Consider the following 21,530-nt stretch of genomic DNA (forward strand, 5'->3'; position numbering starts at 1 on the left):
GCGCACAGGTACCCCGGGAAGATCGCTCGGACTGTCCGTCAGGACGGGGGAGCTGACCCGGGCCATCGAGCCGGTGGTAAGTGGCGTTGCGGTCCGTGAGGGCCGCGGGTGCCGCATGCGATCGGCGCGCACCAGCCAGACAGACCACCGTCGGGGGCCGGCCGGCCCTCGAGAGCTCGAGAAGACGACGGAGACGTAGTGCCTACGATCCAGCAGCTCGTCCGCAAGGGCCGGAGCACGAAGGCCGTGGCGTCGAAGACGCCCGCCCTCAAGGCCTCCCCCCAGCGGCGCGGCGTGTGCACGCGCGTGTACACCACCACCCCCAAGAAGCCGAACTCCGCGCTCCGCAAGGTCGCGCGCGTCAAGCTGTCCTCCGGTACCGAGGTCACGGCGTACATCCCCGGCGTCGGCCACAACCTGCAGGAGCACTCGATCGTGCTCGTGCGCGGCGGCCGTGTGAAGGACCTTCCCGGTGTCCGCTACAAGATCGTGCGCGGCGCGCTCGACACGCAGGGCGTGAAGAACCGCAAGCAGGCCCGCAGCAAGTACGGCGCGAAGAAGGAGAAGGCCTGATGCCTCGCAAGGGTCCGGCCCCCAAGCGGCCGCTCATCGTCGACCCCGTCTACGGGTCGCCCGTCGTCACGCAGCTGATCAACAAGGTCCTGCTCGACGGCAAGAAGTCCACCGCCGAGGCGATCGTCTACGGCGCCCTCGAGGGCGTCCGTGCCAAGACGGACCAGGACCCGGTCGTCGTGCTCAAGCGCGCGCTGGAGAACGTCCGCCCGGCCCTCGAGGTCCGCTCCCGCCGCGTCGGTGGCGCCACCTACCAGGTGCCGGTCGAGGTGCGCCCCGTGCGTTCCACGACGCTCGCGCTGCGCTGGCTCACGGACTTCTCGCGCGCCCGTCGCGAGAAGACGATGACCGAGCGCCTCATGAACGAGATCCTCGACGCCTCCAACGGCCTCGGTGCCGCGGTGAAGCGCCGCGAGGACATGCACAAGATGGCCGACTCGAACAAGGCCTTCGCGCACTACCGCTGGTGATGCGCACGGACGGCCCCGGGTGACCCCCGGGGCCGTCCGAGGATCCGGAACCGGCCGGCAGCCGGCCCTCCGGCCCGGCTTCCGACCTTCCACCGACAAGGGGTAAGACACCGTGGCACTCGACGTGCTGACCGACCTGAACAAGGTCCGCAACATCGGCATCATGGCCCACATCGATGCCGGCAAGACCACCACCACCGAGCGCATCCTGTTCTACACCGGTGTGAACTACAAGATCGGTGAGACGCACGACGGTGCGTCGACGATGGACTGGATGGAGCAGGAGCAGGAGCGCGGCATCACGATCACGTCCGCCGCGACGACCTGCTACTGGAAGAACAACCAGATCAACATCATCGACACCCCGGGTCACGTGGACTTCACCGTCGAGGTCGAGCGCTCGCTGCGCGTGCTCGACGGTGCCGTCGCGGTGTTCGACGGCAAGGAGGGCGTGGAGCCCCAGTCGGAGACCGTGTGGCGTCAGGCCGACAAGTACGACGTGCCGCGCATCTGCTTCGTCAACAAGATGGACAAGCTGGGCGCCGACTTCTACTTCACGGTCGACACGATCGTCAACCGCCTCAAGGCGAAGCCGCTGGTCATCCAGCTGCCGATCGGCGCCGAGAACGACTTCGAGGGCGTCGTCGACCTGCTCGAGATGAAGGCGCTCACCTGGCGCGGTGACACCAAGATGGGTGAGGAGTACGCGGTCGAGGAGATCCCGGCCGACCTCGTCGAGAAGGCCGAGCAGTACCGGGCCGAGCTCGTCGAGGCCGTCGCCGAGGCCGACGACGAGCTGCTCGAGAAGTTCCTCGGTGGCGAGGAGCTCACGGTCGCCGAGATCAAGTCCGGCATCCGCAAGCTCGTCATCCGGTCCGAGGCCTTCCCGGTCCTGTGCGGCTCGGCGTTCAAGAACAAGGGCGTGCAGCCCATGCTCGACGCCGTCATCGACTACCTGCCGACCCCGCTCGACGTCCCGGCCGTCCAGGGCCACGACGTCAAGGACGCGGAGAAGATCATCGAGCGTCGTCCGGACGAGACGGAGCCGTTCTCGGCCCTCGCGTTCAAGGTCGCCACGCACCCGTTCTTCGGCAAGCTCACCTACGTCCGCGTCTACTCGGGCAAGGTCGCGCAGGGCGCTCAGGTCCAGAACTCGACCAAGGGCAAGAAGGAGCGCATCGGGAAGCTCTTCCAGATGCACTCCAACAAGGAGAACCCGGTCGAGGAGGCGCACGCCGGGCACATCTACGCCTTCATCGGGCTCAAGGACGTCACCACCGGTGACACGCTCTGCGACCCGGCGAACCCGGTCATCCTCGAGTCGATGACCTTCCCGGAGCCGGTCATCGACGTGGCCATCGAGCCGAAGACGAAGGCCGACCAGGAGAAGCTCTCCACGGCGATCCAGAAGCTCGCCCAGGAGGACCCGACCTTCCGCGTCAAGCTGGACGAGGAGACCGGCCAGACCGTCATCGGCGGCATGGGCGAGCTCCACCTCGACATCCTCGTCGACCGCATGCGTCGCGAGTTCAAGGTCGAGGCGAACGTCGGCAAGCCGCAGGTCGCGTACCGCGAGACGATCCGCCGCACCGCGGAGAAGATCGACTACACGCACAAGAAGCAGACCGGTGGCTCGGGCCAGTTCGCCAAGGTCCAGGTGACCTTCGAGCCGCTCGAGACGACCGAGGGCGAGCTCTACGAGTTCGCCAACGCCGTCACCGGTGGCCGCATCCCGCGTGAGTACATCCCGTCCGTGGACGCCGGTATCCAGTCGGCGATGCAGCAGGGTGTGCTGGCCGGGTTCCCCGTGGTGGGGGTCAAGGCCACGCTGCTCGACGGCGCGTACCACGACGTCGACTCCTCGGAGATGGCGTTCAAGATCGCCGGTTCGATGGTCTTCAAGGAGGGCATCAAGCGGGCCGACCCGGTCATCCTCGAGCCCGTCATGGCCGTCGAGGTCCGGACGCCCGAGGAGTACATGGGTGACGTGATCGGCGACATCAACTCGCGTCGTGGGATGATCCAGTCCATGGAGGACGCGACCGGTGTCAAGGTCGTGCGTGCCCAGGTACCGTTGAGCGAGATGTTCGGGTACATCGGTGACCTGCGTTCCAAGACGCAGGGCCGCGCGGTGTACTCGATGCAGTTCGACAGCTACGCCGAGGTTCCTCGCAACGTTGCTGACGAGATCATCAAGAAGACCCGGGGCGAGTGAGTCCCCACAGGTCGACGACCTAGCACAACCATCAACCTGTAGGAAACCCCCGTCGCCCCGCGGGATGTAGGCTCTCTCGCCGAGTCTCGCAACGTTCGGGAACATCTACCCAAGTCCCAGGAGGACCCCAGTGGCTAAGGCCAAGTTCGAGCGGACCAAGCCGCACGTCAACATCGGCACGATCGGGCACGTCGACCACGGCAAGACGACGCTGACCGCCGCGATCTCGAAGACGCTTGCGGACACGTACCCCGACCTGCCGGCGAACACGCAGCGCAACTTCGACGAGATCGACGCCGCGCCGGAGGAGAAGCAGCGCGGTATCACGATCAACATCGCGCACATCGAGTACGAGACGCCCAAGCGTCACTACGCGCACGTCGATGCTCCGGGTCACGCCGACTACATCAAGAACATGATCACCGGTGCCGCCCAGATGGACGGCGCGATCCTGGTGGTCGCGGCGACCGACGGTCCGATGGCCCAGACGCGCGAGCACGTGCTGCTGGCCCGCCAGGTGGGCGTGCCCTACCTGCTGGTCGCGCTGAACAAGGCCGACATGGTCGACGACGAGGAGATCCTCGAGCTCGTCGAGATGGAGGTCCGCGAGCTGCTGTCGTCGCAGGAGTTCGACGGCGACAACGCTCCGGTCGTGCGCGTCTCCGGCCTCAAGGCCCTCGAGGGTGACCCCGAGTGGACCAAGAAGGTCCTGGAGCTCATGGAGGCCGTGGACGAGAACGTCCCCGACCCGGTCCGCGAGCTCGACAAGCCCTTCCTCATGCCGATCGAGGACGTCTTCACCATCACCGGCCGCGGCACCGTCGTGACCGGCAAGGTGGAGCGTGGCACGCTCGACGTCAACTCCGAGGTCGAGATCGTCGGTATCCGCCAGCCGCAGAAGACCACGGTCACCGGTATCGAGACGTTCCACAAGCAGATGGACCAGGCCCAGGCCGGCGACAACACCGGTCTGCTCCTGCGCGGCATCAAGCGCGAGGACGTCGAGCGCGGCCAGGTCGTCGTGAAGCCGGGTTCGATCACCCCGCACACCGACTTCGAGGCTCAGGTCTACATCCTGGGCAAGGACGAGGGTGGCCGTCACAACCCGTTCTACTCGAACTACCGTCCGCAGTTCTACTTCCGCACCACGGACGTCACCGGTGTCATCACGCTGCCCGAGGGCACCGAGATGGTCATGCCGGGCGACAACACCGAGATGACGGTCGCGCTGATCCAGCCGATCGCCATGGAGGAGGGCCTCGGCTTCGCCATCCGTGAGGGTGGCCGCACGGTCGGTTCCGGCCGTGTCACCAAGATCATCAAGTGACCTGCTGACCCTCAGCTGATCACCTGAGCGCAGGAGGCCCGGGCCCTGTACGGGGCCCGGGCCTCCGGTGCGTCCGGCGTCACAGCGGGAGAACCTCGTTCCGGCTTGGAATCACGGGGTTCCCTGTGGCAAGATGTTCAGGTTGCCTGTCACGGGCGCGTTCTTTCTCGTGTCGAACAGTGTGTAGCACCACGGTGCGTGCACCGGTCCGGTCTCCCGGAGCGGTCCACCCGCCTGGAGCGGTCCCCCTCCCTCAGGGAGGGGTCGCGGGGTTGCCGGCTGTCGACGCGCATGAGCGCCCCGCGGGACACACGTCTCGACAGGCCAGACAAACGTCGTGGTCCGCCTCGCGGACCACAATCAACGGCCCCACGCCGGTTCGGTGTGTGCCCGGGTGCGTCGCCTAGCGCGACACGCCCGAGCGCGGGGGTCGGACAGTAGCGGTTCGAGAGAGAGAGTCAGACGACGCCATGGCGGGACAGAAGATCCGCATCCGGCTCAAGTCCTACGACCACGAGGTCATCGACAGCTCGGCGCGCAAGATCGTCGACACGGTGACGCGCGCTGGTGCGACGGTCGTGGGTCCGGTGCCGCTGCCGACGGAGAAGAACGTCTTCACCGTCATCCGGTCGCCTCACAAGTACAAGGACAGCCGCGAGCACTTCGAGATGCGCACGCACAAGCGGCTCATCGACATCATCGATCCCACGCCGAAGGCCGTCGACTCGCTCATGCGGATCGACCTGCCTGCCGACGTGAACATCGAGATCAAGCTCTGAGGCTGGGATAGATATGACCAACCAGCAGAAGAACGTGACCGCGGTGCTCGGCACCAAGCTCGGCATGACGCAGCTGTGGGACGACGCGGGTCGCCTCGTCCCCGTCACCGTCGTGGCCGTCCCGACCAACGTCGTGACGCAGGTTCGCGCCGCGGACGCCGACGGCTACGCCGCCGTGCAGCTCGCCGCCGGCCAGATCGACCCGCGCAAGGTCACCAAGCCGCTCAAGGGCCACTTCGAGAAGGCCGGCGTCACGCCGCGTCGTCACGTCGCCGAGGTCCGCACCGAGGACGCCGCCGAGTACACGCTCGGCCAGGAGATCACCGCCGCCGCCTTCGAGGCCGGCACCGTGGTCGACGTCGTCGGCACCACCAAGGGCAAGGGCACCGCCGGTGTCATGAAGCGTCACGGCTTCTCCGGCGTCGGCGCCTCCCACGGTGCCCACCGCAACCACCGCAAGGCCGGCTCGATCGGTGGCGCCTCGACGCCGTCGCGCGTGTTCAAGGGTCTGCGGATGGCCGGTCGCATGGGCCACGAGCGCATGACCGTCCAGAACCTGACCGTCCACGCGGTCGACGCCGAGAAGGGTCTGCTGCTCGTCAAGGGCGCAGTTCCCGGCCCCAAGGGTGGCGTCGTCGTCGTGCGTACCGCTGCGAAGGGTGCGTGACCCCATGGCCAACCAGACCGTCGACGTGCTCGACGCCCAGGGCAAGAAGGCCGGCACCGCCGACCTTCCCGCCGAGGTGTTCGACGTCGCAACCAACGTCCCGCTGATCCACCAGGTGGTCGTGGCGCAGCGCGCCGCCGCCCGCCAGGGCACGCACGCCACCAAGACCCGCGGCGAGGTCCGCGGCGGTGGCCGCAAGCCGTACAAGCAGAAGGGCACCGGCCGCGCCCGTCAGGGTTCGACCCGCGCCCCGCAGTTCGCCGGCGGTGGCACCGTCCACGGCCCGCAGCCGCGCAAGTACGACCAGCGGACCCCGAAGAAGATGAAGGCCGCCGCTCTCCGCGGTGCCCTGTCCGACCGGGCTCGCGCCGGCCGTGTCCACGTGGTCTCCGGCTTCGGTCTCGACGGTGCGCCGTCGACCAAGACCGCGGTCAAGACGCTCGCCGCGCTCACCGAGCGCACCCACGTCCTCGTGGTCACCGAGCGCTCGGACGAGCTGACGATCCTGTCGCTCCGCAACGTCGAGCAGGTCCACCTGCTGACCGCGGACCAGCTCAACACCTACGACGTGCTCGTCTCCGACGACGTCGTCTTCACCGAGGGCGCGCTCGCCGCGTTCCTCGCCGGCCCGGCCACGGGCAAGAGCGTGAAGGCCGTCGCCACGGAGTCCGAGGCGGCCGAGACCGAGGAGGCCACCAAGTGACCGCCGTGACGAAGGACCCGCGCGACATCCTGATCGCGCCGGTCGTCTCCGAGAAGTCCTACAACCTCCTCGACGAGGGCAAGTACACCTTCGTCGTGGACCCGCGGGCCAACAAGACCGAGATCAAGATCGCGGTCGAGCAGGTCTTCGGCGTCAAGGTCGACTCGGTCAACACGATCAACCGCAAGGGCAAGGCGCGTCGCACGCGCTTCGGCCTGGGCAAGCGCAAGGACACGAAGCGCGCGATCGTGACCCTCCGTGAGGGCACGATCGACATCTTCGGCGGTCCGGCTTCCTGAGGCGCAGAGAGCAGATCGAGGACTAACCCATGGGAATCCGTAAGTACAAGCCGACGACGCCCGGACGCCGCGGCTCCAGCGTCGCCGACTTCGTCGAGATCACGCGCTCCGAGCCGGAGAAGTCTCTGGTCCGTCCGCTGTCCAAGACGGGTGGGCGCAACAACTCCGGTCGCATCACGACCCGTCACAAGGGCGGTGGCCACAAGCGTGCCTACCGCGTGATCGACTTCCGTCGTCACGACAAGGACGGCGTGCCCGCCAAGGTCGCGCACATCGAGTACGACCCGAACCGCACGGCTCGGATCGCGCTCCTGCACTACGCGGACGGCACGAAGCGCTACATCATCGCGCCGAACAAGCTGTCGCAGGGCGACGTCGTCGAGGCCGGTGCCGGCGCCGACATCAAGCCCGGCAACAACCTGCCGCTGCGCAACATCCCGACCGGTACGGTCATCCACGCCGTCGAGCTCCGCCCCGGTGGCGGCGCGAAGATCGCCCGCTCCGCGGGTGCCTCCGTGCAGCTCGTCGCGAAGGACGGCCCGTACGCGCAGCTGCGCATGCCGTCCGGCGAGATCCGCAACGTCGACCTGCGCTGCCGCGCCACGGTCGGCGAGGTGGGCAACGCCGAGCAGTCGAACATCAACTGGGGCAAGGCCGGCCGCATGCGGTGGAAGGGCGTCCGCCCGACCGTCCGTGGCGTGGTCATGAACCCGGTCGACCACCCGCACGGTGGTGGTGAGGGCAAGACCTCCGGTGGTCGCCACCCGGTCAGCCCGTGGGGCCAGCCCGAGGGCCGGACCCGCCGCCCGAACAAGCCGAGCGACAAGCTGATCGTCCGCCGTCGCCGCACCGGCAAGAAGCGCTGAAAAGGAGCCTGACAGATGCCTCGTAGCCTGAAGAAGGGCCCCTTCGTCGACGACCACCTGCAGAAGAAGGTGGACGCTCAGAACGAGAAGGGGACCAAGAACGTCATCAAGACCTGGTCCCGTCGGTCGGTCATCACGCCCGACTTCCTCGGTCACACCTTCGCCGTGCACGACGGCCGGAAGCACACCCCGGTCTTCGTCACCGAGGCGATGGTCGGCCACAAGCTCGGCGAGTTCGCTCCCACGCGAACCTTCCGCGGCCACGTGAAGGACGACAAGAAGGGCCGTCGCCGCTGACCCCCGGGTCAGCCAGGCGACAGGCCCCGACGGTCTGAGAAAAGGAAGCAGGACAGCAATGGAAGCCAAGGCGCAGGCGCGGTTCGTCCGTGTCACGCCCCAGAAGGCCCGGCGCGTCGTGGACCTCATCCGTGGCAAGCAGGCCGCCGAGGCCGTCGCGGTGCTGAAGTTCGCGCCGCAGGCGGCGAGCGAGCCGATCCGCAAGGTTGTGGAGAGCGCCGTCGCGAACGCCCGGGTGAAGGCCGACCGCGCCAGCGAGCGCTTCGACGAGACGGAGCTCTTCGTCTCGGCGGCGTTCGTCGACGAGGGGCCGACGCTCAAGCGGTTCCGTCCGCGGGCGCAGGGGCGTGCGAGCCAGATCCTCAAGCGCACCAGCCACATCACCGTGGTCGTCGCACCGCGTGAGCAGAAGGAAGGGGCCCGATAGTGGGGCAGAAGGTTCACCCGCACGGGTACCGCCTCGGCATCACCACCGACCACCGGTCGCGCTGGTTCGCCGACAGCACCAAGCCTGGTCAGCGGTACCGCGACTACGTCCGCGAGGACGTGGCGATCCGCAAGCTCATGAGCACCGGTCTCGAGCGGGCCGGCATCTCCAAGGTCGAGGTCGAGCGCACCCGCGACCGCGTCCGCGTGGACATCCACACGGCGCGTCCGGGCATCGTCATCGGCCGCCGAGGTGCTGAGGCCGACCGCATCCGCGGCGAGCTCGAGAAGCTCACGGGCAAGCAGGTCCAGCTCAACATCCTCGAGGTCAAGAACGCGGAGATCGACGCGCAGCTGGTCGCGCAGGGCATCGCCGAGCAGCTCGCGAGCCGCGTCTCGTTCCGCCGCGCCATGCGCAAGGGCATCCAGTCCGCGCAGCGCGCCGGCGCCAAGGGCATCCGGGTCCAGGTCTCGGGCCGTCTCGGCGGCGCCGAGATGAGCCGGTCGGAGTTCTACCGCGAGGGTCGTGTGCCGCTGCACACGCTGCGCGCGTACATCGACTACGGCTTCTTCGAGGCCCGCACCACCTTCGGCCGTATCGGCGTGAAGGTGTGGATCTACAAGGGCGACATGACCGAGAAGGAGTTCGCCGCGCAGCAGGCGACCGCCGCCCCCCGTGGGGGTCGTGGTGGTCGTCCGGAGCGCGGGGAGCGCCGCGGTGGCGGTCGTCGCCCCGAGCGTCAGGCCCAGCCGGCCGCAGAGAGCGCCCCCGCGTCCGACGCGGCCCAGGCGCCGGCCGAGGCGGCTGCGGCCCCCGAGTCCGGAACGGAGGCCTGAGTCATGCTGATCCCCCGCAGGCTCAAGCACCGCAAGCAGCACCACCCGAAGCGCTCCGGCGCGGCCAAGGGTGGCACCACGATCGCGTTCGGCGACTTCGGCATCCAGGCTCTCGAGCCCGCCTACGTCACCAACCGTCAGATCGAGGCTGCTCGTATCGCGATGACCCGCCACATCAAGCGTGGCGGCAAGGTCTGGATCAACATCTACCCGGACCGTCCCCTGACCAAGAAGCCCGCCGAGACCCGCATGGGTTCCGGCAAGGGCTCGCCCGAGTGGTGGGTCGCCAACGTCAAGCCCGGCCGGATCGTCTTTGAGCTGGCCGGCGTCGACGAGGAGCTGGCCCGTGAGGCCATGCGCCGCGCGATCCACAAGCTCCCGATGAAGTGCCGTTTCGTGGTGCGCGAGGGTGGTGCGAACTGATGGCAGTCGGAACCAAGGGCATGACCCCCGCTGACCTCGACGGGTTCGACGACGAGAAGCTGGTCGCCGAGCTGAAGAAGGCCAAGGAGGAGCTCTTCAACCTCCGTTTCCAGTCGGCCACCGGCCAGCTGGAGTCCCACGGTCGGATCAAGGCCGTCAAGCGCGACATCGCGCGGATCTACACGGTCCTGCACGAGCGCGAGCTCGGTATCCGCACGGCCCCGAGCGTGAGTGAGTGAGGCATCGATGAGCGAGAACACCAACGCGGTGGCCGCTGAGACGACCGAGCGCAGCACGCGCAAGGTCCGTCGTGGCTACGTCGTCAGCGACAAGATGGAGAAGACCATCGTCGTCGAGGTCGAGGACCGCAAGAAGCACCCCCTGTACGGCAAGGTCCTGCGCACCACCACCAAGGTGAAGGCGCACGACGAGCAGAACTCCGCCGGTATCGGCGACCTGGTCGAGATCATGGAGACCCGTCCGCTGTCCGCGACCAAGCGGTGGCGCCTGACGGAGATCCTCGAGAAGGCCAAGTGATCCAGAAGGTCTGGTGACCTTCGGCCGGGGCGGGACGTGACACACGTATGCGGCCCGCCCCGGCCACCACAGCAACTATCCGTTCGGCAAGGCTCGCCCGGGACAGCCTGGGACGAGAACCGGCTCGACGACAGGAGATCAATCGATGATCCAGCAGGAGTCGCGACTGCGGGTCGCCGACAACACGGGTGCCAAGGAGATTCTCTGCATCCGTGTTCTCGGTGGATCCGGCCGTCGCTACGCCGGTATCGGCGACACGATCGTCGCCACCGTCAAGGACGCGATCCCCGGCGGCAACGTGAAGAAGGGCGATGTGGTCAAGGCCGTCATCGTCCGGACCGCCAAGGAGCGCCGTCGTCCCGACGGTTCCTACATCAAGTTCGACGAGAACGCCGCCGTGATCCTCAAGAACGACGGTGAGCCCCGTGGCACCCGCATCTTCGGCCCGGTCGGGCGCGAGCTGCGCGACAAGCGGTTCATGAAGATCATCTCGCTGGCGCCGGAGGTGCTCTGACCATGGCGAAGATCAAGAAGGGCGACCAGGTGATCGTCATCGCCGGTCGCGACAAGGGCAAGACGGGCCGTGTGCTCGAGGTCCTCAAGGACACCGACCGCATCGTGGTCGAGGGCGTGCAGCGCGTCACCAAGCACGTCAAGGCCGGCCAGACGGCTCGGGGCACCCGCACGGGCGGCATCGAGACCGTCGAGGCGTCGATCCACGTCTCGAACGTGATGATCGTCGACCCGGAGTCCAAGAAGGGCACGCGCGTCGGGTTCCGTACCGAGCAGGTCGAGCGCGATGGCCGTACCCGCACCGTCCGCGTGCGCGTCGCCAAGCGTTCCGGGAAGGACATCTGATGACCGAGACCACTCTCGAGGCCCCGGCCACCCCGCGCCTCAAGCAGAAGTACCGCGAGGACATCATCGCGGCGCTGCTCGAGGAGTTCGGCCACCAGAACATCCAGCAGGTCGCCGGTCTGACGAAGATCGTCGTCAACATGGGTGTCGGTGACGCCGCGAAGGACTCCAAGCTCATCGAGGGCGCGATCCGCGACCTCACGGCGATCACGGGGCAGAAGCCCCAGGTGACCCGGGCCAAGAAGTCGATCGCGCAGTTCAAGCTGCGCGAGGGCATGCCGATCGGCGCGCACGTCACGCTGCGCGGCGACCGGATGTGGGAGTTCCTCGACCGGCTGCTGTCGATCGCGCTGCCCCGTATCCGCGACTTCCGCGGTCTGAGCCCGAAGCAGTTCGACGGGCACGGCAACTACACCTTCGGTCTCACGGAGCAGTCGATGTTCCACGAGATCGACCAGGACAAGATCGACCGCGTCCGCGGCATGGACATCACGGTCGTGACCACGGCGACGACCGATGACGAGGGCCGCTCCCTGCTGCGCCGTCTCGGCTTCCCCTTCAAGGAGCAGAACTGACATGGCGAAGAAGGCCCTGATCAACAAGGCGGCCGCCAAGCCGAAGTTCGCGGTCCGCGCCTACACCCGGTGCCAGCGGTGCGGCCGTCCGCACTCGGTCTACCGCAAGTTCGGCCTGTGCCGGATCTGCCTGCGGGAGATGGCCCACCGCGGCGAGCTCCCCGGCGTCAACAAGAGCAGCTGGTAAAACCACTACGCCGCAGGTCCGGGCGGTGCGCAAGCACTACCCGGATACCCCGGCGAGGAAGGGCTGGAGCCCAATGACCATGACAGACCCCATCGCAGACATGCTCACGCGTCTGCGTAACGCGAACTCGGCGCACCACGAGACGGTCACCATGCCGCACTCGAAGCTGAAGTCGAACATCGCGGAGATCCTGCAGGCGCAGGGGTACATCACCGGCTGGAGCGTCGAGGACGCGAAGGTCGGCAAGTCCCTCACCCTGTCCCTCAAGTACGGCCCGAGCCGCGAGCGTGCCCTCACCGGCATCCGCCGCGTCTCGAAGCCCGGCCTCCGCGTCTACGCGAAGTCCACCAACCTGCCCCAGGTCCTCGGCGGCCTCGGCGTGGCCATCCTGTCCACGTCCTCCGGCCTGCTGACGGACCGTCAGGCCCAGGCCAAGGGCGTCGGCGGCGAAGTCCTCGCCTACGTCTGGTAATCCGGAAAGGAGAAATCGCCATGTCTCGAATCGGCAAGCTTCCCGTTCCGGTCCCGGCCGGTGTGGACGTCACCATCAGCGGTGCGCTCGTGACCGTCAAGGGCCCCAAGGGGACCCTGGAGCACGCGGTGCCCGCCCCCATCACGGTCGCCCAGGACGACGCCACCCTCGTGGTGTCGCGCCCGGACGACGAGCGTGAGTCCCGTGCGCTGCACGGCCTCACCCGCACCCTCCTGGCCAACATCGTCACCGGTGTGACCCAGGGCTACGAGAAGAAGCTCGAGATCGTCGGTACCGGGTACCGCGTCGCGGCCAAGGGCCAGAGCCTGGAGTTCGCTCTCGGCTTCTCGCACCCGGTCGTCGTCACGGCGCCCGAGGGAATCACCTTCGCGGTGGAGAGCCCGACCAAGTTCTCGGTCGCGGGCATCGACAAGCAGCAGGTCGGCGAGGTCGCAGCGAACATCCGCAAGATCCGCAAGCCCGAGCCCTACAAGGGCAAGGGCGTGCGATACGCCGGCGAGGTCGTCCGCCGCAAGGTCGGAAAGGCTGGTAAGTGATGGCTCTCAAGGTTCTGGGCAAGGGCAAGGCCGTCGCTCGTCAGCGCCGTCACCTGCGCCTGCGCAAGAAGATCAAGGGCACCGCGGCGCGTCCGCGCCTCGTCGTGACCCGTTCGTCGCGCCACATGGTGGCGCAGGTCGTGGACGACACGGTCGGCAAGACCGTCGCTTCCGCCTCGACCCTCGAGGCCGACCTGCGCGCCCTCGACGGCGACAAGACGGCCAAGGCCCGCAAGGTCGGCGAGCTCGTCGCCGCGCGTGCCAAGGCCGCCGGCGTCGAGACCGTGGTCTTCGACCGCGGTGGCAACAAGTACCACGGTCGGGTGGCTGCGGTCGCCGACGGCGCCCGGGAAGCGGGGCTGGAGCTGTGATGGCCGACGTCCGCGAGTTCGCACGGAAGATGAGGATCCTCTGATGGCTGCAGGGCAGCGCACCGGCGCCCCCCAGGGCGCCAACGAGTCCAACAAGACCGACGGCCGCCGCGGCGGCGGTGGCGGTCGTCGTGACGACCGCCGTGGCGGTGGCCGCGACCAGGCCGACAAGAACGCCTTCGTCGAGCGCGTGGTGACGATCAACCGCGTCTCGAAGGTCGTCAAGGGCGGTCGTCGCTTCAGCTTCACCGCGCTGGTCGTGGTGGGCGACGGCGACGGCACCGTCGGTGTCGGCTACGGCAAGGCCAAGGAGGTGCCCGCGGCGATCGCCAAGGGTGTCGAGGAGGCGAAGAAGAACTTCTTCCGCGTCCCGCGCATCCAGGGCACCATCCCTCACCCCATCCAGGGTGAGGAGGCCGCCGGCGTCGTGTTCCTGCGTCCGGCCTCGCCGGGTACCGGTGTGATCGCCGGTGGTCCGGTGCGCGCCGTGCTGGAGTGCGCCGGCATCCACGACGTGCTGAGCAAGTCGCTCGGCTCGTCCAACTCGATCAACATCGTGCACGCGACCGTCGCGGCCCTCAAGGGCCTCGAGGAGCCGGCGGCCGTGGCCGCCCGCCGTGGCCTGCCGCTCGAGGACGTGGCTCCGGCCGCGCTCCTGCGTGCGCAGGCTGCCGGACTTGCCGCCAAGGCGGAGAAGGCCGGCGAGAAGGTGGGTGCGTGATGCCTCGACTGAAGGTCACCCAGGTCAAGTCCGCCATCGGCGGCAAGCAGAACCAGCGTGACACGCTGCGGACCCTCGGCCTCAAGCGGATCGGCGACACCGCCGTGAAGGAGGACCGTCCGGAGATCCGTGGCATGGTCACCACGGTGGCGCACCTCGTCACCGTCGAGGAGGTCGAGTGATCATGGCCGACAACACCGAGAAGTCGCAGCCGCTCAAGGTCCACCACCTGCGTCCGGCCCCCGGCGCCAAGACCGCCAAGACCCGTGTGGGTCGTGGCGAGGCGTCGAAGGGCAAGACGGCGGGTCGCGGTACCAAGGGCACGAAGGCTCGCTACCAGGTTCCCGCCGGCTTCGAGGGTGGGCAGATGCCTCTGCACATGCGCCTCCCGAAGCTGCGCGGGTTCAAGAACCCGTTCCGCGTCGAGTACCAGGTCGTCAACCTGGACAAGCTCGCCGCGCTGTACCCCGAGGGTGGCTCCGTCACCGTCGAGGGCCTCGTCGCCAAGGGCGCGGTCCGCAAGGGCCAGCCGGTGAAGGTGCTCGGCAACGGCGAGATCACCGTCAAGCTGGACGTCACGGTCGACCGCGTCTCCGGCTCCGCCAAGGACAAGATCCTGGCGGCCGGCGGCACGGTCTCCGAGGACTGACATCCGCATCAGGGCCGGCGGCGCACACGCGCTGCCGGCCCTGTGTGCTCCCGGCGTGCTGGCGCGGGCCAGCTCTCCGCGACGGCGTGTGGTCTGGATCACTGGTCCCGGCCACGTAGAATCCGTCACGGTCCGCGCCACGCACCTGATCCGGGTGACGGCGAGGCCGGGTTCTCCCCGGTCGGACCTTGACCGAGTCGGCGTGACGGCGGCGTGGCCCACGGGCCGCGGTGCCGGGAGCTCGCGCCACACCTCGCCGATCCCCGGCGACACGACAACCCGCCGCGGCGGGCCAGGAGGATAGGTGCTCAGCGCATTCGGCCGGGCTTTCCGGACACCGGACCTGCGGCGCAAGCTGCTGTTCACGATCGCGATCATGGCGCTCTTCCGGGTGGGGTCGCTCGTGCCCACACCCGGCGTCGACTACGGCAACGTCCAGCAGTGCGTCGCGGCCCTCGAGGGCAGCACCTCGCTGCTCGGCCTCGTGAACGTCTTCAGCGGTGGCGCGCTGCTGCAGCTGTCGATCTTCGCGCTCGGCATCATGCCGTACATCACCGCGAGCATCATCGTGCAGCTGCTGCGCGTCGTCATCCCTCGGTTCGAGGCCCTGCACAAGGAGGGCCAGTCGGGGCAGGCGAAGCTGACGCAGTACACGCGCTACCTGACGATCGCCCTGGCGATCCTGCAGTCGACGACGATCATCACGACCGCGCGCACGGGGATGCTCTTCCAGGGCTGCCCCGTCGACGTGATCACGGACGACAGCTTCATGACCGCCACGCTGATGGTCGTCACCATGACGGCCGGTACCGGCCTGGTCATGTGGCTCGGCGAGATGATCACCGAGCGCGGCGTCGGCAACGGCATGTCCCTGCTGATCTTCACGTCGATCGCGGCGAGCTTCCCGTCGGCCCTCTGGTCGATCGCCGGCGGTTCGAACGGCCCCCTGAACTTCATCGTGATGATCCTGGTCATCGTGCTCGTCGTCGGGCTGGTCGTCTTCGTCGAGCAGTCCCAGCGCCGCATCCCGGTGCAGTACGCGAAGCGCATGGTGGGCCGCCGCATGTACGGCGGGACCAGCACCTACATCCCGATCAAGATCAACATGGCCGGCGTCATCCCGGTCATCTTCGCGGCGTCGATCCTGGCCATCCCCGGGCTGATCGCCCAGTTCGGCGAGCCGACCGCGGGCTGGGTGCTGTGGATCTCGGAGAACCTGGTCCAGCAGTCCGACCCGCTGTACATCGTGCTGTACGTGCTGATGGTCATCTTCTTCGCGTTCTTCTACACGTCGATCACGTTCAACCCGGACGAGGTCGCGGACAACATGAAGAAGTACGGCGGCTTCATCCCCGGCATCCGCGCGGGAAGGCCCACGGCCGAGTACCTCGACTACGTGATCACCCGCATCACGTCCGCGGGCTCGATCTACCTGGCCATCGTGGCCCTCATCCCCACGATCGTGCTCGTGGTGCTGGGAGTCACCACGAACATCCCGTTCGGCGGCACGTCGATCCTCATCATCGTGGGCGTCGGGCTCGAGACCGTGAAGCAGATCGACTCCCAGCTCCAGCAGCGTCATTACGAAGGGTTCCTCCGTTGACCGAGACGACCGAAGGCGGCAGCACTGCTGCCACGCCGACCACCCGCCGCGAGCTCCACGGCGCCCCCAGCGCCGAGGCGCGGGTGACGCGCCTGGTGATCATGGGGCCGCAGGGTGCGGGCAAGGGCACGCAGGCCGCGCGCCTCGCCGAGCTCTTCAGCATCCCCGCCATCTCGACGGGCGACATCTTCCGCGCCAACATCAAGGGCGGCACGGAGCTCGGGAAGCTCGCGCAGGAGTACAGCGCCAAGGGTGAGCTCGTCCCGGACGAGGTCACCGACCAGATGGTGCGCTCGCGCCTCGGCGAGGACGACGTGAAGTCCGGCTTCCTGCTCGACGGCTACCCGCGCAACGCGCACCAGGTCGAGGCGCTGGACGGCATCCTGGCCGATCTCGGCTGGGAGCTGGACGGCGTCATCGAGCTCACCGCCGCCCGCGAGGAGCTCCTGTCGCGGATCGCCAAGCGCGCCGAGATCGAGGGCCGCGAGGACGACACCCCGGAGGCGATCGCGCGCCGGCTCGACATCTACGACGAGCAGACCGCGCCCCTGACCGCCGCCTACTCCGAGCGGGGCATCCTTGCGAAGGTGGACGGCATCGGCGACGTCTCCGAGGTCACCGAGCGCATCGTCCAGGCGCTGGCCGCCGAGCTCGGCTGAGGTCCCTGACGCCATGATCTTCGGTTCGCGCGAGCGCATCGAGCTCAAGACGCCCGACCAGGTGCGCGTCATGCGGCGTGCCGGCCTGGTCGTCGCGTCGGCGCTCGACGCGGTGCGTGCCGCGGCCCGCCCGGGCCTGACGACGGCTGACCTCGACGCGGTCGCGGCGCGGGTCATCGCGGACGCGGGGGCGACGCCGTCGTTCCTCGGCTACGAGGGGTACCCCGCGACGATCTGCGTCTCCGTCTCGGAGGAGGTCATCCACGGCATCCCCGGTGGTCGCGTGCTCGAGGTCGGCGACGTCGTGTCGGTCGACTGCGGCGCGATCGTGGACGGCTGGCACGGCGACTCGGCGATCAGCCTCGTGCTGGGGCCGGACGGCGCGCTCGACGTCGAGGAGACGGCGGCGGTCGACGGTGTCGACGCGGCGGACCTCGACCTCGTCCGTGCGACGCGGACGGCCATGTGGGCGGGGATCGCCGCACTGGCCGGCGGCAAGCGGCTGGGCGACGTCGGGACCGCGGTCGAGGCCGCCGTCGAGCTGGCCGGGGGCGTCTCGGGCGTCGAGTACGGGATCGTCGAGGACTACGTGGGCCACGGCATCGGCACGGCGATGCACCAGCCGCCCGACGTCGTGAACTTCCGCACCTCGGACCGCGGCCCCCGGCTGCGGCCGGGCATGTGCCTCGCCGTCGAGCCGATGGTCACGCGGGGGAGCGGGGCGACCCGGGTCCTCGCCGACGACTGGACGGTCGTGACGCAGGACGGTTCGCGCGCCGCCCACTGGGAGCACTCCGTGGCCCTCCTCGAGGACGGCATCAGCGTGCTGACGGCCGCCGACGGCGGACGCGCCGGTCTCGCCCCGTTCGAGGTCGTGCCCGTGCCCCTCGACGTGTGACCGACGACCGTCTGCTCACGTTCGCAGCTGCTGGTGCGATGGAGTACGATGGTCTGTCGGGTGTAGTCCGTTCGGCAGTTCCTCGAGATGCACGCGCGAGATGGTGGCGCTGCAGACCAGCACCGGCTCGACGTCACGTCGGCCGGTCGGGACGAGGGTGAGCAGGCGGCACGCACGACATCCGGACCTCCGTCACGTTGCTGACGGGCGCCCGGGGACAGACGAGAGTTAGCGGAGGACATGGCAAAGAAGGACGGCGTCATCGAGATCGAGGGCAGCGTGGTCGAGGCCCTGCCGAACGCGATGTTCCGTGTGGAGCTGGCGAACGGCCACAAGGTCCTCGCGCACATCTCGGGCAAGATGCGTCAGCACTACATCCGGATCCTCCCGGAGGACCGTGTCGTGGTCGAGCTCAGCCCGTACGACCTGTCCCGCGGTCGGATCGTCTACCGCTACAAGTAACCACCACCCCATCGAGCGCCGTCGTGGCGCCGGCACCCGCCGGCGTGCGTACGGCGGCGGAGGAACACTGATGAAGGTCAAGCCGAGCGTCAAGAAGATCTGCGACAAGTGCAAGGTGATCCGCCGGCACGGTCGCGTCATGGTGATCTGCGAGAACCTGCGCCACAAGCAGCGCCAGGGCTGATCGCAGCCACCGCCTGACGGCACTCGCTCGCCGTCGGACACAGCGCACCACCACGAACCTCGACCCGTCCTGCCGGAGCGCAAGCTCCCGGGGGGACGGGCGAGGGGAACCTCCGGTCCAGGGGCCGGGGCCCGCGGTCATCGCGGGAGGCGGTGCGGCAGACCTCTGGAAGAAGTACAGGAGCCGGAAGGCACATGGCACGTCTGATCGGCGTCGACCTCCCCCGCGACAAGCGGCTCGAGGTTGCGCTCACGTACATCTACGGCGTCGGCCGTACCCGCGCCCAGCAGACGCTGGCCGCGACCGGGATCAGCCCGGACCTGCGGGTCAAGGACCTCGGCGACGACCAGCTCGTCGCTCTCCGCGACTTCCTGGAGGGCAACTTCCAGCTCGAGGGCGACCTGCGCCGCGAGGTCGCTGCCGACATCCGCCGCAAGGTCGAGATCGGCACCTACCAGGGCCTGCGTCACCGCCGCGGCCTCCCGGTGCGCGGTCAGCGCACCAAGACCAACGCGCGCACCCGCAAGGGCCCGAAGCGCACCGTCGCGGGCAAGAAGAAGGCCCGCTGAGAGCAGTCCGTGGCGTGGTCGGCTCCCCGAGCTGAACCGCCCCGGTCCGATCAGACCAGGAGATCAGAGAACACATGCCTCCCAAGACTCGTGCCACGGCCGCGCGCAAGCCGCGTCGCAAGGACAAGAAGAACGTCCCGCTCGGCCAGGCTCACATCAAGAGCACCTTCAACAACACGATCGTCTCGATCACCGACCCGTCGGGCGCCGTGATCTCGTGGGCGTCCGCCGGCCACGTCGGCTTCAAGGGCTCCCGCAAGTCCACGCCGTACGCCGCGCAGCTCGCCGCCGAGTCGGCCGCCCGCCGCGCCCAGGAGCACGGTGTCAAGAAGGTCGACGTCTTCGTCAAGGGCCCGGGTTCCGGTCGTGAGACCGCGATCCGCTCCCTGCAGGCGACCGGCCTCGAGGTCGGCTCGATCCAGGACGTGACGCCCCAGGCGCACAACGGCTGCCGTCCCCCGAAGCGCCGCCGCGTCTGACCCTCCCGACGTCGTCGGGACCCCGGGGCCGAGGGATCGGCCCCGGGCCCGCACGACGCCGCAGCCTGCCCGGGCGGGTGGACCGAGTCCCGCCCGGGGCCGCGAGTACTCGCGGATCCGTGATGCGTCATATGGCGGACGCACACTGAAAGGACCTGACCGTGCTGATCGCACAGCGCCCCTCCCTGACCGAAGAGGTCATCTCGGAGTACCGTTCGCGCTTCTCCATCGAGCCGCTCGAGCCTGGCTTCGGCTACACGCTCGGCAACTCCCTGCGCCGGACCCTCCTGTCGTCCATCCCGGGCGCGGCCGTCACCTCCATCCGCATCGACGGAGTGCTCCACGAGTTCTCCACCGTGCCGGGTGTGAAGGAGGACGTCACCGAGATCATCCTCAACATCAAGAACCTCGTCGTCTCCTCGGAGAACGACGAGCCCGTCGTGATGTACCTGCGCAAGACGGGTGCGGGCGTGGTCACCGCCGCGGACATCGTGCCGCCGGCGGGCGTCGAGGTGCACAACCCGGACCTGCACGTCGCCACGCTCAACGACAAGGGCAAGCTCGAGATCGAGCTCACCGTCGAGCGCGGTCGTGGCTACGTGTCCGCGGCGCAGAACAAGAACGACGAGGCCGAGATCGGTCGGATCCCCGTCGACTCGATCTACTCGCCGGTCCTCAAGGTCACCTACAAGGTCGAGGCCACGCGTGTCGAGCAGCGCACGGACTTCGACAAGCTGATCGTCGACGTCGAGACGAAGGCCGCGATCGCCCCGCGCGACGCGCTCGCCTCGGCCGGCAAGACGCTCGTCGAGCTGTTCGGTCTCGCCCGCGAGCTGAACGTCGAGGCCGAGGGCATCGAGATCGGCCCGTCGCCGACGGACTCCGCGCTGGCCGCGGACCTGGCGCTGCCGATCGAGGAGCTCAACCTCACGATCCGCTCGTACAACTGCCTCAAGCGCGAGGGCATCCACCAGGTGGGTGAGCTCGTGGCTCGCAGCGAGGCCGACCTGCTCGACATCCGCAACTTCGGTGCGAAGTCCATCAACGAGGTCAAGGAGAAGCTCGCCGAGCTGGGCCTCTCGCTGAAGGACTCGCCCCTCGACTTCGACCCGTCCAGCTCCGCGTACTTCAGCGGTGGGGACGACGAGGCCACGTACTCGGACGAGCAGTCGTACTGACGTCTCCGCGCCCGCAGCAGCCCGCTCGACCTGACCGGGCCGCGCGGTGCGGAACCACCCTCAAGGAGAACCAGAAATGCCTACCCCCACCAAGGGTCCGCGGCTCGGTGGCAGCCCGGCTCACGAGCGCCTGATCCTCGCGAACCTGTCGACGTCGCTCTTCGAGCACGGCCGCATCACGACCACGGAGACGAAGGCCAAGCGCCTGCGCCCCCTGGCCGAGCGCCTCATCACCTTCGCGAAGCGCGGCGACCTGCACGCCCGTCGCCGGGTGCTGACCGTCGTCCGCGACAAGTCCGTGGTGCACACGCTGTTCACCGAGATCGCCCCGGCCATGGCCGAGCGCAACGGTGGCTACACGCGCATCACCAAGATCGGCAACCGCAAGGGCGACAACGCGCCCATGGCGGTCATCGAGCTCGTCACCGAGCCGGTGAGCCCGAAGCAGGCCGTCGTCAAGGAGGCCACGAAGGCCACTGAGAAGGCGTCGACGAAGGCCGCCAAGACCGAGGACGAGAAGCCCGCCAAGGACGAGGCCGCCGTCGAGGCGACCGAGGAGGCCACCGAGGCTCCGGCCGAGGCCCCCGCCGAGGACAAGGCTGACGAGAAGGCCGAGGAGACCAAGGAGGCCTGACCTCCCGCGTCCCCGCGATCACGACGAGGCCCCGCGCCACCCGAGAGGTGGCGCG

At 68.5% G+C, this 21,530-nt stretch carries 34 protein-coding genes; all 34 read left to right on the forward strand.

Features of this window, described 5'->3' with window-relative positions:
- The first annotated feature begins 198 nt into the window (after positions 1-198).
- The 34 genes from rpsL to rplQ all read left to right on the forward strand — a co-directional run bounded on the left by rpsL (position 199) and on the right by rplQ (position 21,475).
- Positions 199-573 carry a 30S ribosomal protein S12 gene (gene rpsL, locus ACFQ8Y_RS21320; RefSeq protein WP_225564431.1) on the forward strand — a complete coding sequence of 125 codons (375 nt, stop codon included), beginning with the start codon at positions 199-201 and terminating at the stop codon, positions 571-573.
- Entirely contained in the window at positions 573-1,043 is a 471-nt protein-coding gene (gene rpsG, locus ACFQ8Y_RS21325; protein WP_429764774.1) for a 30S ribosomal protein S7, read from the forward strand. The genes rpsL and rpsG overlap by 1 nt, the downstream gene beginning before the upstream one ends.
- A gap of 112 nt (positions 1,044-1,155) precedes the next feature.
- Entirely contained in the window at positions 1,156-3,258 is a 2,103-nt protein-coding gene (fusA, locus tag ACFQ8Y_RS21330; protein WP_430560128.1) for an elongation factor G, read from the forward strand.
- A 130-nt stretch (positions 3,259-3,388) separates the two neighbouring features.
- Positions 3,389-4,585 (forward strand): elongation factor Tu, encoded by a 1,197-nt coding sequence (tuf, locus tag ACFQ8Y_RS21335; RefSeq protein WP_430550504.1) that lies wholly within the window; start codon positions 3,389-3,391, stop codon positions 4,583-4,585.
- A gap of 470 nt (positions 4,586-5,055) precedes the next feature.
- Positions 5,056-5,364 carry a 30S ribosomal protein S10 gene (gene rpsJ, locus ACFQ8Y_RS21340; RefSeq protein ID WP_013837837.1) on the forward strand — a complete coding sequence of 103 codons (309 nt, stop codon included), beginning with the start codon at positions 5,056-5,058 and terminating at the stop codon, positions 5,362-5,364.
- A 13-nt stretch (positions 5,365-5,377) separates the two neighbouring features.
- Positions 5,378-6,031 (forward strand): 50S ribosomal protein L3, encoded by a 654-nt coding sequence (gene rplC / locus ACFQ8Y_RS21345; protein ID WP_430550503.1) that lies wholly within the window; start codon positions 5,378-5,380, stop codon positions 6,029-6,031.
- A gap of 4 nt (positions 6,032-6,035) precedes the next feature.
- Entirely contained in the window at positions 6,036-6,734 is a 699-nt protein-coding gene (gene rplD, locus ACFQ8Y_RS21350; RefSeq protein WP_430550502.1) for a 50S ribosomal protein L4, read from the forward strand.
- Positions 6,731-7,033 carry a 50S ribosomal protein L23 gene (gene rplW / locus ACFQ8Y_RS21355; RefSeq protein ID WP_079572420.1) on the forward strand — a complete coding sequence of 101 codons (303 nt, stop codon included), beginning with the start codon at positions 6,731-6,733 and terminating at the stop codon, positions 7,031-7,033. Before rplD ends, rplW begins: the two co-directional genes overlap by 4 nt.
- A 29-nt stretch (positions 7,034-7,062) precedes the next feature.
- Entirely contained in the window at positions 7,063-7,899 is an 837-nt protein-coding gene (rplB, locus tag ACFQ8Y_RS21360) for a 50S ribosomal protein L2 (protein WP_430550501.1), read from the forward strand.
- A gap of 15 nt (positions 7,900-7,914) precedes the next feature.
- On the forward strand, positions 7,915-8,196 hold the full coding sequence (gene rpsS / locus ACFQ8Y_RS21365; protein ID WP_075829208.1) for a 30S ribosomal protein S19: 282 nt from the start codon (positions 7,915-7,917) through the stop codon (positions 8,194-8,196).
- A 58-nt stretch (positions 8,197-8,254) separates the two neighbouring features.
- Positions 8,255-8,623, forward strand: coding sequence for a 50S ribosomal protein L22 (gene rplV / locus ACFQ8Y_RS21370; RefSeq protein WP_079572426.1), 369 nt, complete (start codon positions 8,255-8,257; stop codon positions 8,621-8,623).
- Complete coding sequence (gene rpsC / locus ACFQ8Y_RS21375) at positions 8,623-9,459, forward strand: 30S ribosomal protein S3 (RefSeq protein ID WP_430550500.1); 837 nt, start codon at positions 8,623-8,625, stop codon at positions 9,457-9,459. The genes rplV and rpsC overlap by 1 nt, the downstream gene beginning before the upstream one ends.
- A 3-nt stretch (positions 9,460-9,462) precedes the next feature.
- A complete protein-coding gene (gene rplP / locus ACFQ8Y_RS21380) occupies positions 9,463-9,882 on the forward strand; it encodes a 50S ribosomal protein L16 (protein WP_380244191.1) in 420 nt (139 codons plus the stop codon).
- Entirely contained in the window at positions 9,882-10,121 is a 240-nt protein-coding gene (gene rpmC / locus ACFQ8Y_RS21385; RefSeq protein ID WP_430550499.1) for a 50S ribosomal protein L29, read from the forward strand. The genes rplP and rpmC overlap by 1 nt, the downstream gene beginning before the upstream one ends.
- A 7-nt stretch (positions 10,122-10,128) precedes the next feature.
- On the forward strand, positions 10,129-10,419 hold the full coding sequence (gene rpsQ, locus ACFQ8Y_RS21390; protein WP_429764762.1) for a 30S ribosomal protein S17: 291 nt from the start codon (positions 10,129-10,131) through the stop codon (positions 10,417-10,419).
- 145 nt (positions 10,420-10,564) lie between these two features.
- Positions 10,565-10,933 (forward strand): 50S ribosomal protein L14, encoded by a 369-nt coding sequence (rplN, locus tag ACFQ8Y_RS21395; protein ID WP_079572436.1) that lies wholly within the window; start codon positions 10,565-10,567, stop codon positions 10,931-10,933.
- Positions 10,934-10,935: 2 nt separating this feature from the next.
- Positions 10,936-11,277 carry a 50S ribosomal protein L24 gene (gene rplX, locus ACFQ8Y_RS21400; protein WP_430550498.1) on the forward strand — a complete coding sequence of 114 codons (342 nt, stop codon included), beginning with the start codon at positions 10,936-10,938 and terminating at the stop codon, positions 11,275-11,277.
- Positions 11,277-11,852 carry a 50S ribosomal protein L5 gene (gene rplE / locus ACFQ8Y_RS21405; RefSeq protein WP_430550497.1) on the forward strand — a complete coding sequence of 192 codons (576 nt, stop codon included), beginning with the start codon at positions 11,277-11,279 and terminating at the stop codon, positions 11,850-11,852. Before rplX ends, rplE begins: the two co-directional genes overlap by 1 nt.
- Position 11,853: 1 nt before the next feature.
- On the forward strand, positions 11,854-12,039 hold the full coding sequence (locus ACFQ8Y_RS21410; RefSeq protein ID WP_430550496.1) for a type Z 30S ribosomal protein S14: 186 nt from the start codon (positions 11,854-11,856) through the stop codon (positions 12,037-12,039).
- Between the two features lie 73 nt (positions 12,040-12,112).
- Positions 12,113-12,511 (forward strand): 30S ribosomal protein S8, encoded by a 399-nt coding sequence (rpsH, locus tag ACFQ8Y_RS21415; protein ID WP_430550495.1) that lies wholly within the window; start codon positions 12,113-12,115, stop codon positions 12,509-12,511.
- A 20-nt stretch (positions 12,512-12,531) separates the two neighbouring features.
- Positions 12,532-13,068, forward strand: coding sequence for a 50S ribosomal protein L6 (rplF, locus tag ACFQ8Y_RS21420; protein ID WP_430550494.1), 537 nt, complete (start codon positions 12,532-12,534; stop codon positions 13,066-13,068).
- Entirely contained in the window at positions 13,068-13,439 is a 372-nt protein-coding gene (gene rplR / locus ACFQ8Y_RS21425) for a 50S ribosomal protein L18 (protein WP_429727854.1), read from the forward strand. Before rplF ends, rplR begins: the two co-directional genes overlap by 1 nt.
- A gap of 43 nt (positions 13,440-13,482) precedes the next feature.
- A complete protein-coding gene (gene rpsE / locus ACFQ8Y_RS21430) occupies positions 13,483-14,160 on the forward strand; it encodes a 30S ribosomal protein S5 (protein WP_079572450.1) in 678 nt (225 codons plus the stop codon).
- Positions 14,160-14,342, forward strand: coding sequence for a 50S ribosomal protein L30 (gene rpmD / locus ACFQ8Y_RS21435; protein ID WP_079573239.1), 183 nt, complete (start codon positions 14,160-14,162; stop codon positions 14,340-14,342). Before rpsE ends, rpmD begins: the two co-directional genes overlap by 1 nt.
- 2 nt (positions 14,343-14,344) lie before the next feature.
- Positions 14,345-14,809: a 50S ribosomal protein L15 gene (gene rplO / locus ACFQ8Y_RS21440; protein ID WP_430550493.1), complete on the forward strand. Its 465-nt coding sequence runs from the start codon at positions 14,345-14,347 to the stop codon at positions 14,807-14,809.
- 304 nt (positions 14,810-15,113) lie between these two features.
- Entirely contained in the window at positions 15,114-16,412 is a 1,299-nt protein-coding gene (secY, locus tag ACFQ8Y_RS21445) for a preprotein translocase subunit SecY (protein ID WP_430550492.1), read from the forward strand.
- A 101-nt stretch (positions 16,413-16,513) separates the two neighbouring features.
- Positions 16,514-17,071: an adenylate kinase gene (locus tag ACFQ8Y_RS21450; RefSeq protein ID WP_430550765.1), complete on the forward strand. Its 558-nt coding sequence runs from the start codon at positions 16,514-16,516 to the stop codon at positions 17,069-17,071.
- Positions 17,072-17,084: 13 nt separating this feature from the next.
- Positions 17,085-17,969, forward strand: coding sequence for a type I methionyl aminopeptidase (gene map / locus ACFQ8Y_RS21455; RefSeq protein WP_430550491.1), 885 nt, complete (start codon positions 17,085-17,087; stop codon positions 17,967-17,969).
- Between the two features lie 240 nt (positions 17,970-18,209).
- Positions 18,210-18,431 (forward strand): translation initiation factor IF-1, encoded by a 222-nt coding sequence (gene infA / locus ACFQ8Y_RS21460; protein ID WP_012867920.1) that lies wholly within the window; start codon positions 18,210-18,212, stop codon positions 18,429-18,431.
- Between the two features lie 70 nt (positions 18,432-18,501).
- Complete coding sequence (gene rpmJ, locus ACFQ8Y_RS21465; protein ID WP_009740505.1) at positions 18,502-18,615, forward strand: 50S ribosomal protein L36; 114 nt, start codon at positions 18,502-18,504, stop codon at positions 18,613-18,615.
- Positions 18,616-18,809: 194 nt separating this feature from the next.
- Complete coding sequence (gene rpsM, locus ACFQ8Y_RS21470) at positions 18,810-19,184, forward strand: 30S ribosomal protein S13 (protein ID WP_430550490.1); 375 nt, start codon at positions 18,810-18,812, stop codon at positions 19,182-19,184.
- Positions 19,185-19,258: 74 nt separating this feature from the next.
- Positions 19,259-19,663 carry a 30S ribosomal protein S11 gene (rpsK, locus tag ACFQ8Y_RS21475; RefSeq protein ID WP_380321664.1) on the forward strand — a complete coding sequence of 135 codons (405 nt, stop codon included), beginning with the start codon at positions 19,259-19,261 and terminating at the stop codon, positions 19,661-19,663.
- 161 nt (positions 19,664-19,824) lie between these two features.
- Entirely contained in the window at positions 19,825-20,841 is a 1,017-nt protein-coding gene (locus tag ACFQ8Y_RS21480) for a DNA-directed RNA polymerase subunit alpha (protein ID WP_429727860.1), read from the forward strand.
- Positions 20,842-20,917: 76 nt separating this feature from the next.
- The gene (gene rplQ / locus ACFQ8Y_RS21485; protein WP_430564319.1) at positions 20,918-21,475 is read left to right on the forward strand and encodes a 50S ribosomal protein L17; all 558 of its coding nucleotides are present in this window, start codon (positions 20,918-20,920) and stop codon (positions 21,473-21,475) included.
- Positions 21,476-21,530: the final 55 nt, after the last annotated feature.

This window comes from Isoptericola sp. NPDC056605 (genome assembly GCF_042792795.1).
In the GTDB taxonomy this organism is placed as follows: domain Bacteria; phylum Actinomycetota; class Actinomycetes; order Actinomycetales; family Cellulomonadaceae; genus Isoptericola.

Bases quoted from the DNA above. Each gene is read 5' to 3' on its own strand.
- rpsG (WP_429764774.1), top strand. From the start codon at position 573: ATGCCTCGCAAGGGTCCGGCCCCCAAGCGGCCGCTCATCGTCGACCCC.
- rpsJ (WP_013837837.1), top strand. From the start codon at position 5,056: ATGGCGGGACAGAAGATCCGCATCCGGCTCAAGTCCTACGACCACGAG.
- rplC (WP_430550503.1), top strand. From the start codon at position 5,378: ATGACCAACCAGCAGAAGAACGTGACCGCGGTGCTCGGCACCAAGCTC.
- rplD (WP_430550502.1), top strand. From the start codon at position 6,036: ATGGCCAACCAGACCGTCGACGTGCTCGACGCCCAGGGCAAGAAGGCC.
- rplB (WP_430550501.1), top strand. From the start codon at position 7,063: ATGGGAATCCGTAAGTACAAGCCGACGACGCCCGGACGCCGCGGCTCC.
- rpsS (WP_075829208.1), top strand. From the start codon at position 7,915: ATGCCTCGTAGCCTGAAGAAGGGCCCCTTCGTCGACGACCACCTGCAG.
- rplV (WP_079572426.1), top strand. From the start codon at position 8,255: ATGGAAGCCAAGGCGCAGGCGCGGTTCGTCCGTGTCACGCCCCAGAAG.
- rplP (WP_380244191.1), top strand. From the start codon at position 9,463: ATGCTGATCCCCCGCAGGCTCAAGCACCGCAAGCAGCACCACCCGAAG.
- rpmC (WP_430550499.1), top strand. From the start codon at position 9,882: ATGGCAGTCGGAACCAAGGGCATGACCCCCGCTGACCTCGACGGGTTC.
- rpsQ (WP_429764762.1), top strand. From the start codon at position 10,129: ATGAGCGAGAACACCAACGCGGTGGCCGCTGAGACGACCGAGCGCAGC.
- rplN (WP_079572436.1), top strand. From the start codon at position 10,565: ATGATCCAGCAGGAGTCGCGACTGCGGGTCGCCGACAACACGGGTGCC.
- rplX (WP_430550498.1), top strand. From the start codon at position 10,936: ATGGCGAAGATCAAGAAGGGCGACCAGGTGATCGTCATCGCCGGTCGC.
- rplE (WP_430550497.1), top strand. From the start codon at position 11,277: ATGACCGAGACCACTCTCGAGGCCCCGGCCACCCCGCGCCTCAAGCAG.
- ACFQ8Y_RS21410 (WP_430550496.1), top strand. From the start codon at position 11,854: ATGGCGAAGAAGGCCCTGATCAACAAGGCGGCCGCCAAGCCGAAGTTC.
- rpsH (WP_430550495.1), top strand. From the start codon at position 12,113: ATGACCATGACAGACCCCATCGCAGACATGCTCACGCGTCTGCGTAAC.
- rplF (WP_430550494.1), top strand. From the start codon at position 12,532: ATGTCTCGAATCGGCAAGCTTCCCGTTCCGGTCCCGGCCGGTGTGGAC.
- rplR (WP_429727854.1), top strand. From the start codon at position 13,068: ATGGCTCTCAAGGTTCTGGGCAAGGGCAAGGCCGTCGCTCGTCAGCGC.
- rpsE (WP_079572450.1), top strand. From the start codon at position 13,483: ATGGCTGCAGGGCAGCGCACCGGCGCCCCCCAGGGCGCCAACGAGTCC.
- rpmD (WP_079573239.1), top strand. From the start codon at position 14,160: ATGCCTCGACTGAAGGTCACCCAGGTCAAGTCCGCCATCGGCGGCAAG.
- rplO (WP_430550493.1), top strand. From the start codon at position 14,345: ATGGCCGACAACACCGAGAAGTCGCAGCCGCTCAAGGTCCACCACCTG.
- ACFQ8Y_RS21450 (WP_430550765.1), top strand. From the start codon at position 16,514: ATGGGGCCGCAGGGTGCGGGCAAGGGCACGCAGGCCGCGCGCCTCGCC.
- map (WP_430550491.1), top strand. From the start codon at position 17,085: ATGATCTTCGGTTCGCGCGAGCGCATCGAGCTCAAGACGCCCGACCAG.
- infA (WP_012867920.1), top strand. From the start codon at position 18,210: ATGGCAAAGAAGGACGGCGTCATCGAGATCGAGGGCAGCGTGGTCGAG.
- rpmJ (WP_009740505.1), top strand. From the start codon at position 18,502: ATGAAGGTCAAGCCGAGCGTCAAGAAGATCTGCGACAAGTGCAAGGTG.
- rpsM (WP_430550490.1), top strand. From the start codon at position 18,810: ATGGCACGTCTGATCGGCGTCGACCTCCCCCGCGACAAGCGGCTCGAG.
- rpsK (WP_380321664.1), top strand. From the start codon at position 19,259: ATGCCTCCCAAGACTCGTGCCACGGCCGCGCGCAAGCCGCGTCGCAAG.
- rplQ (WP_430564319.1), top strand. From the start codon at position 20,918: ATGCCTACCCCCACCAAGGGTCCGCGGCTCGGTGGCAGCCCGGCTCAC.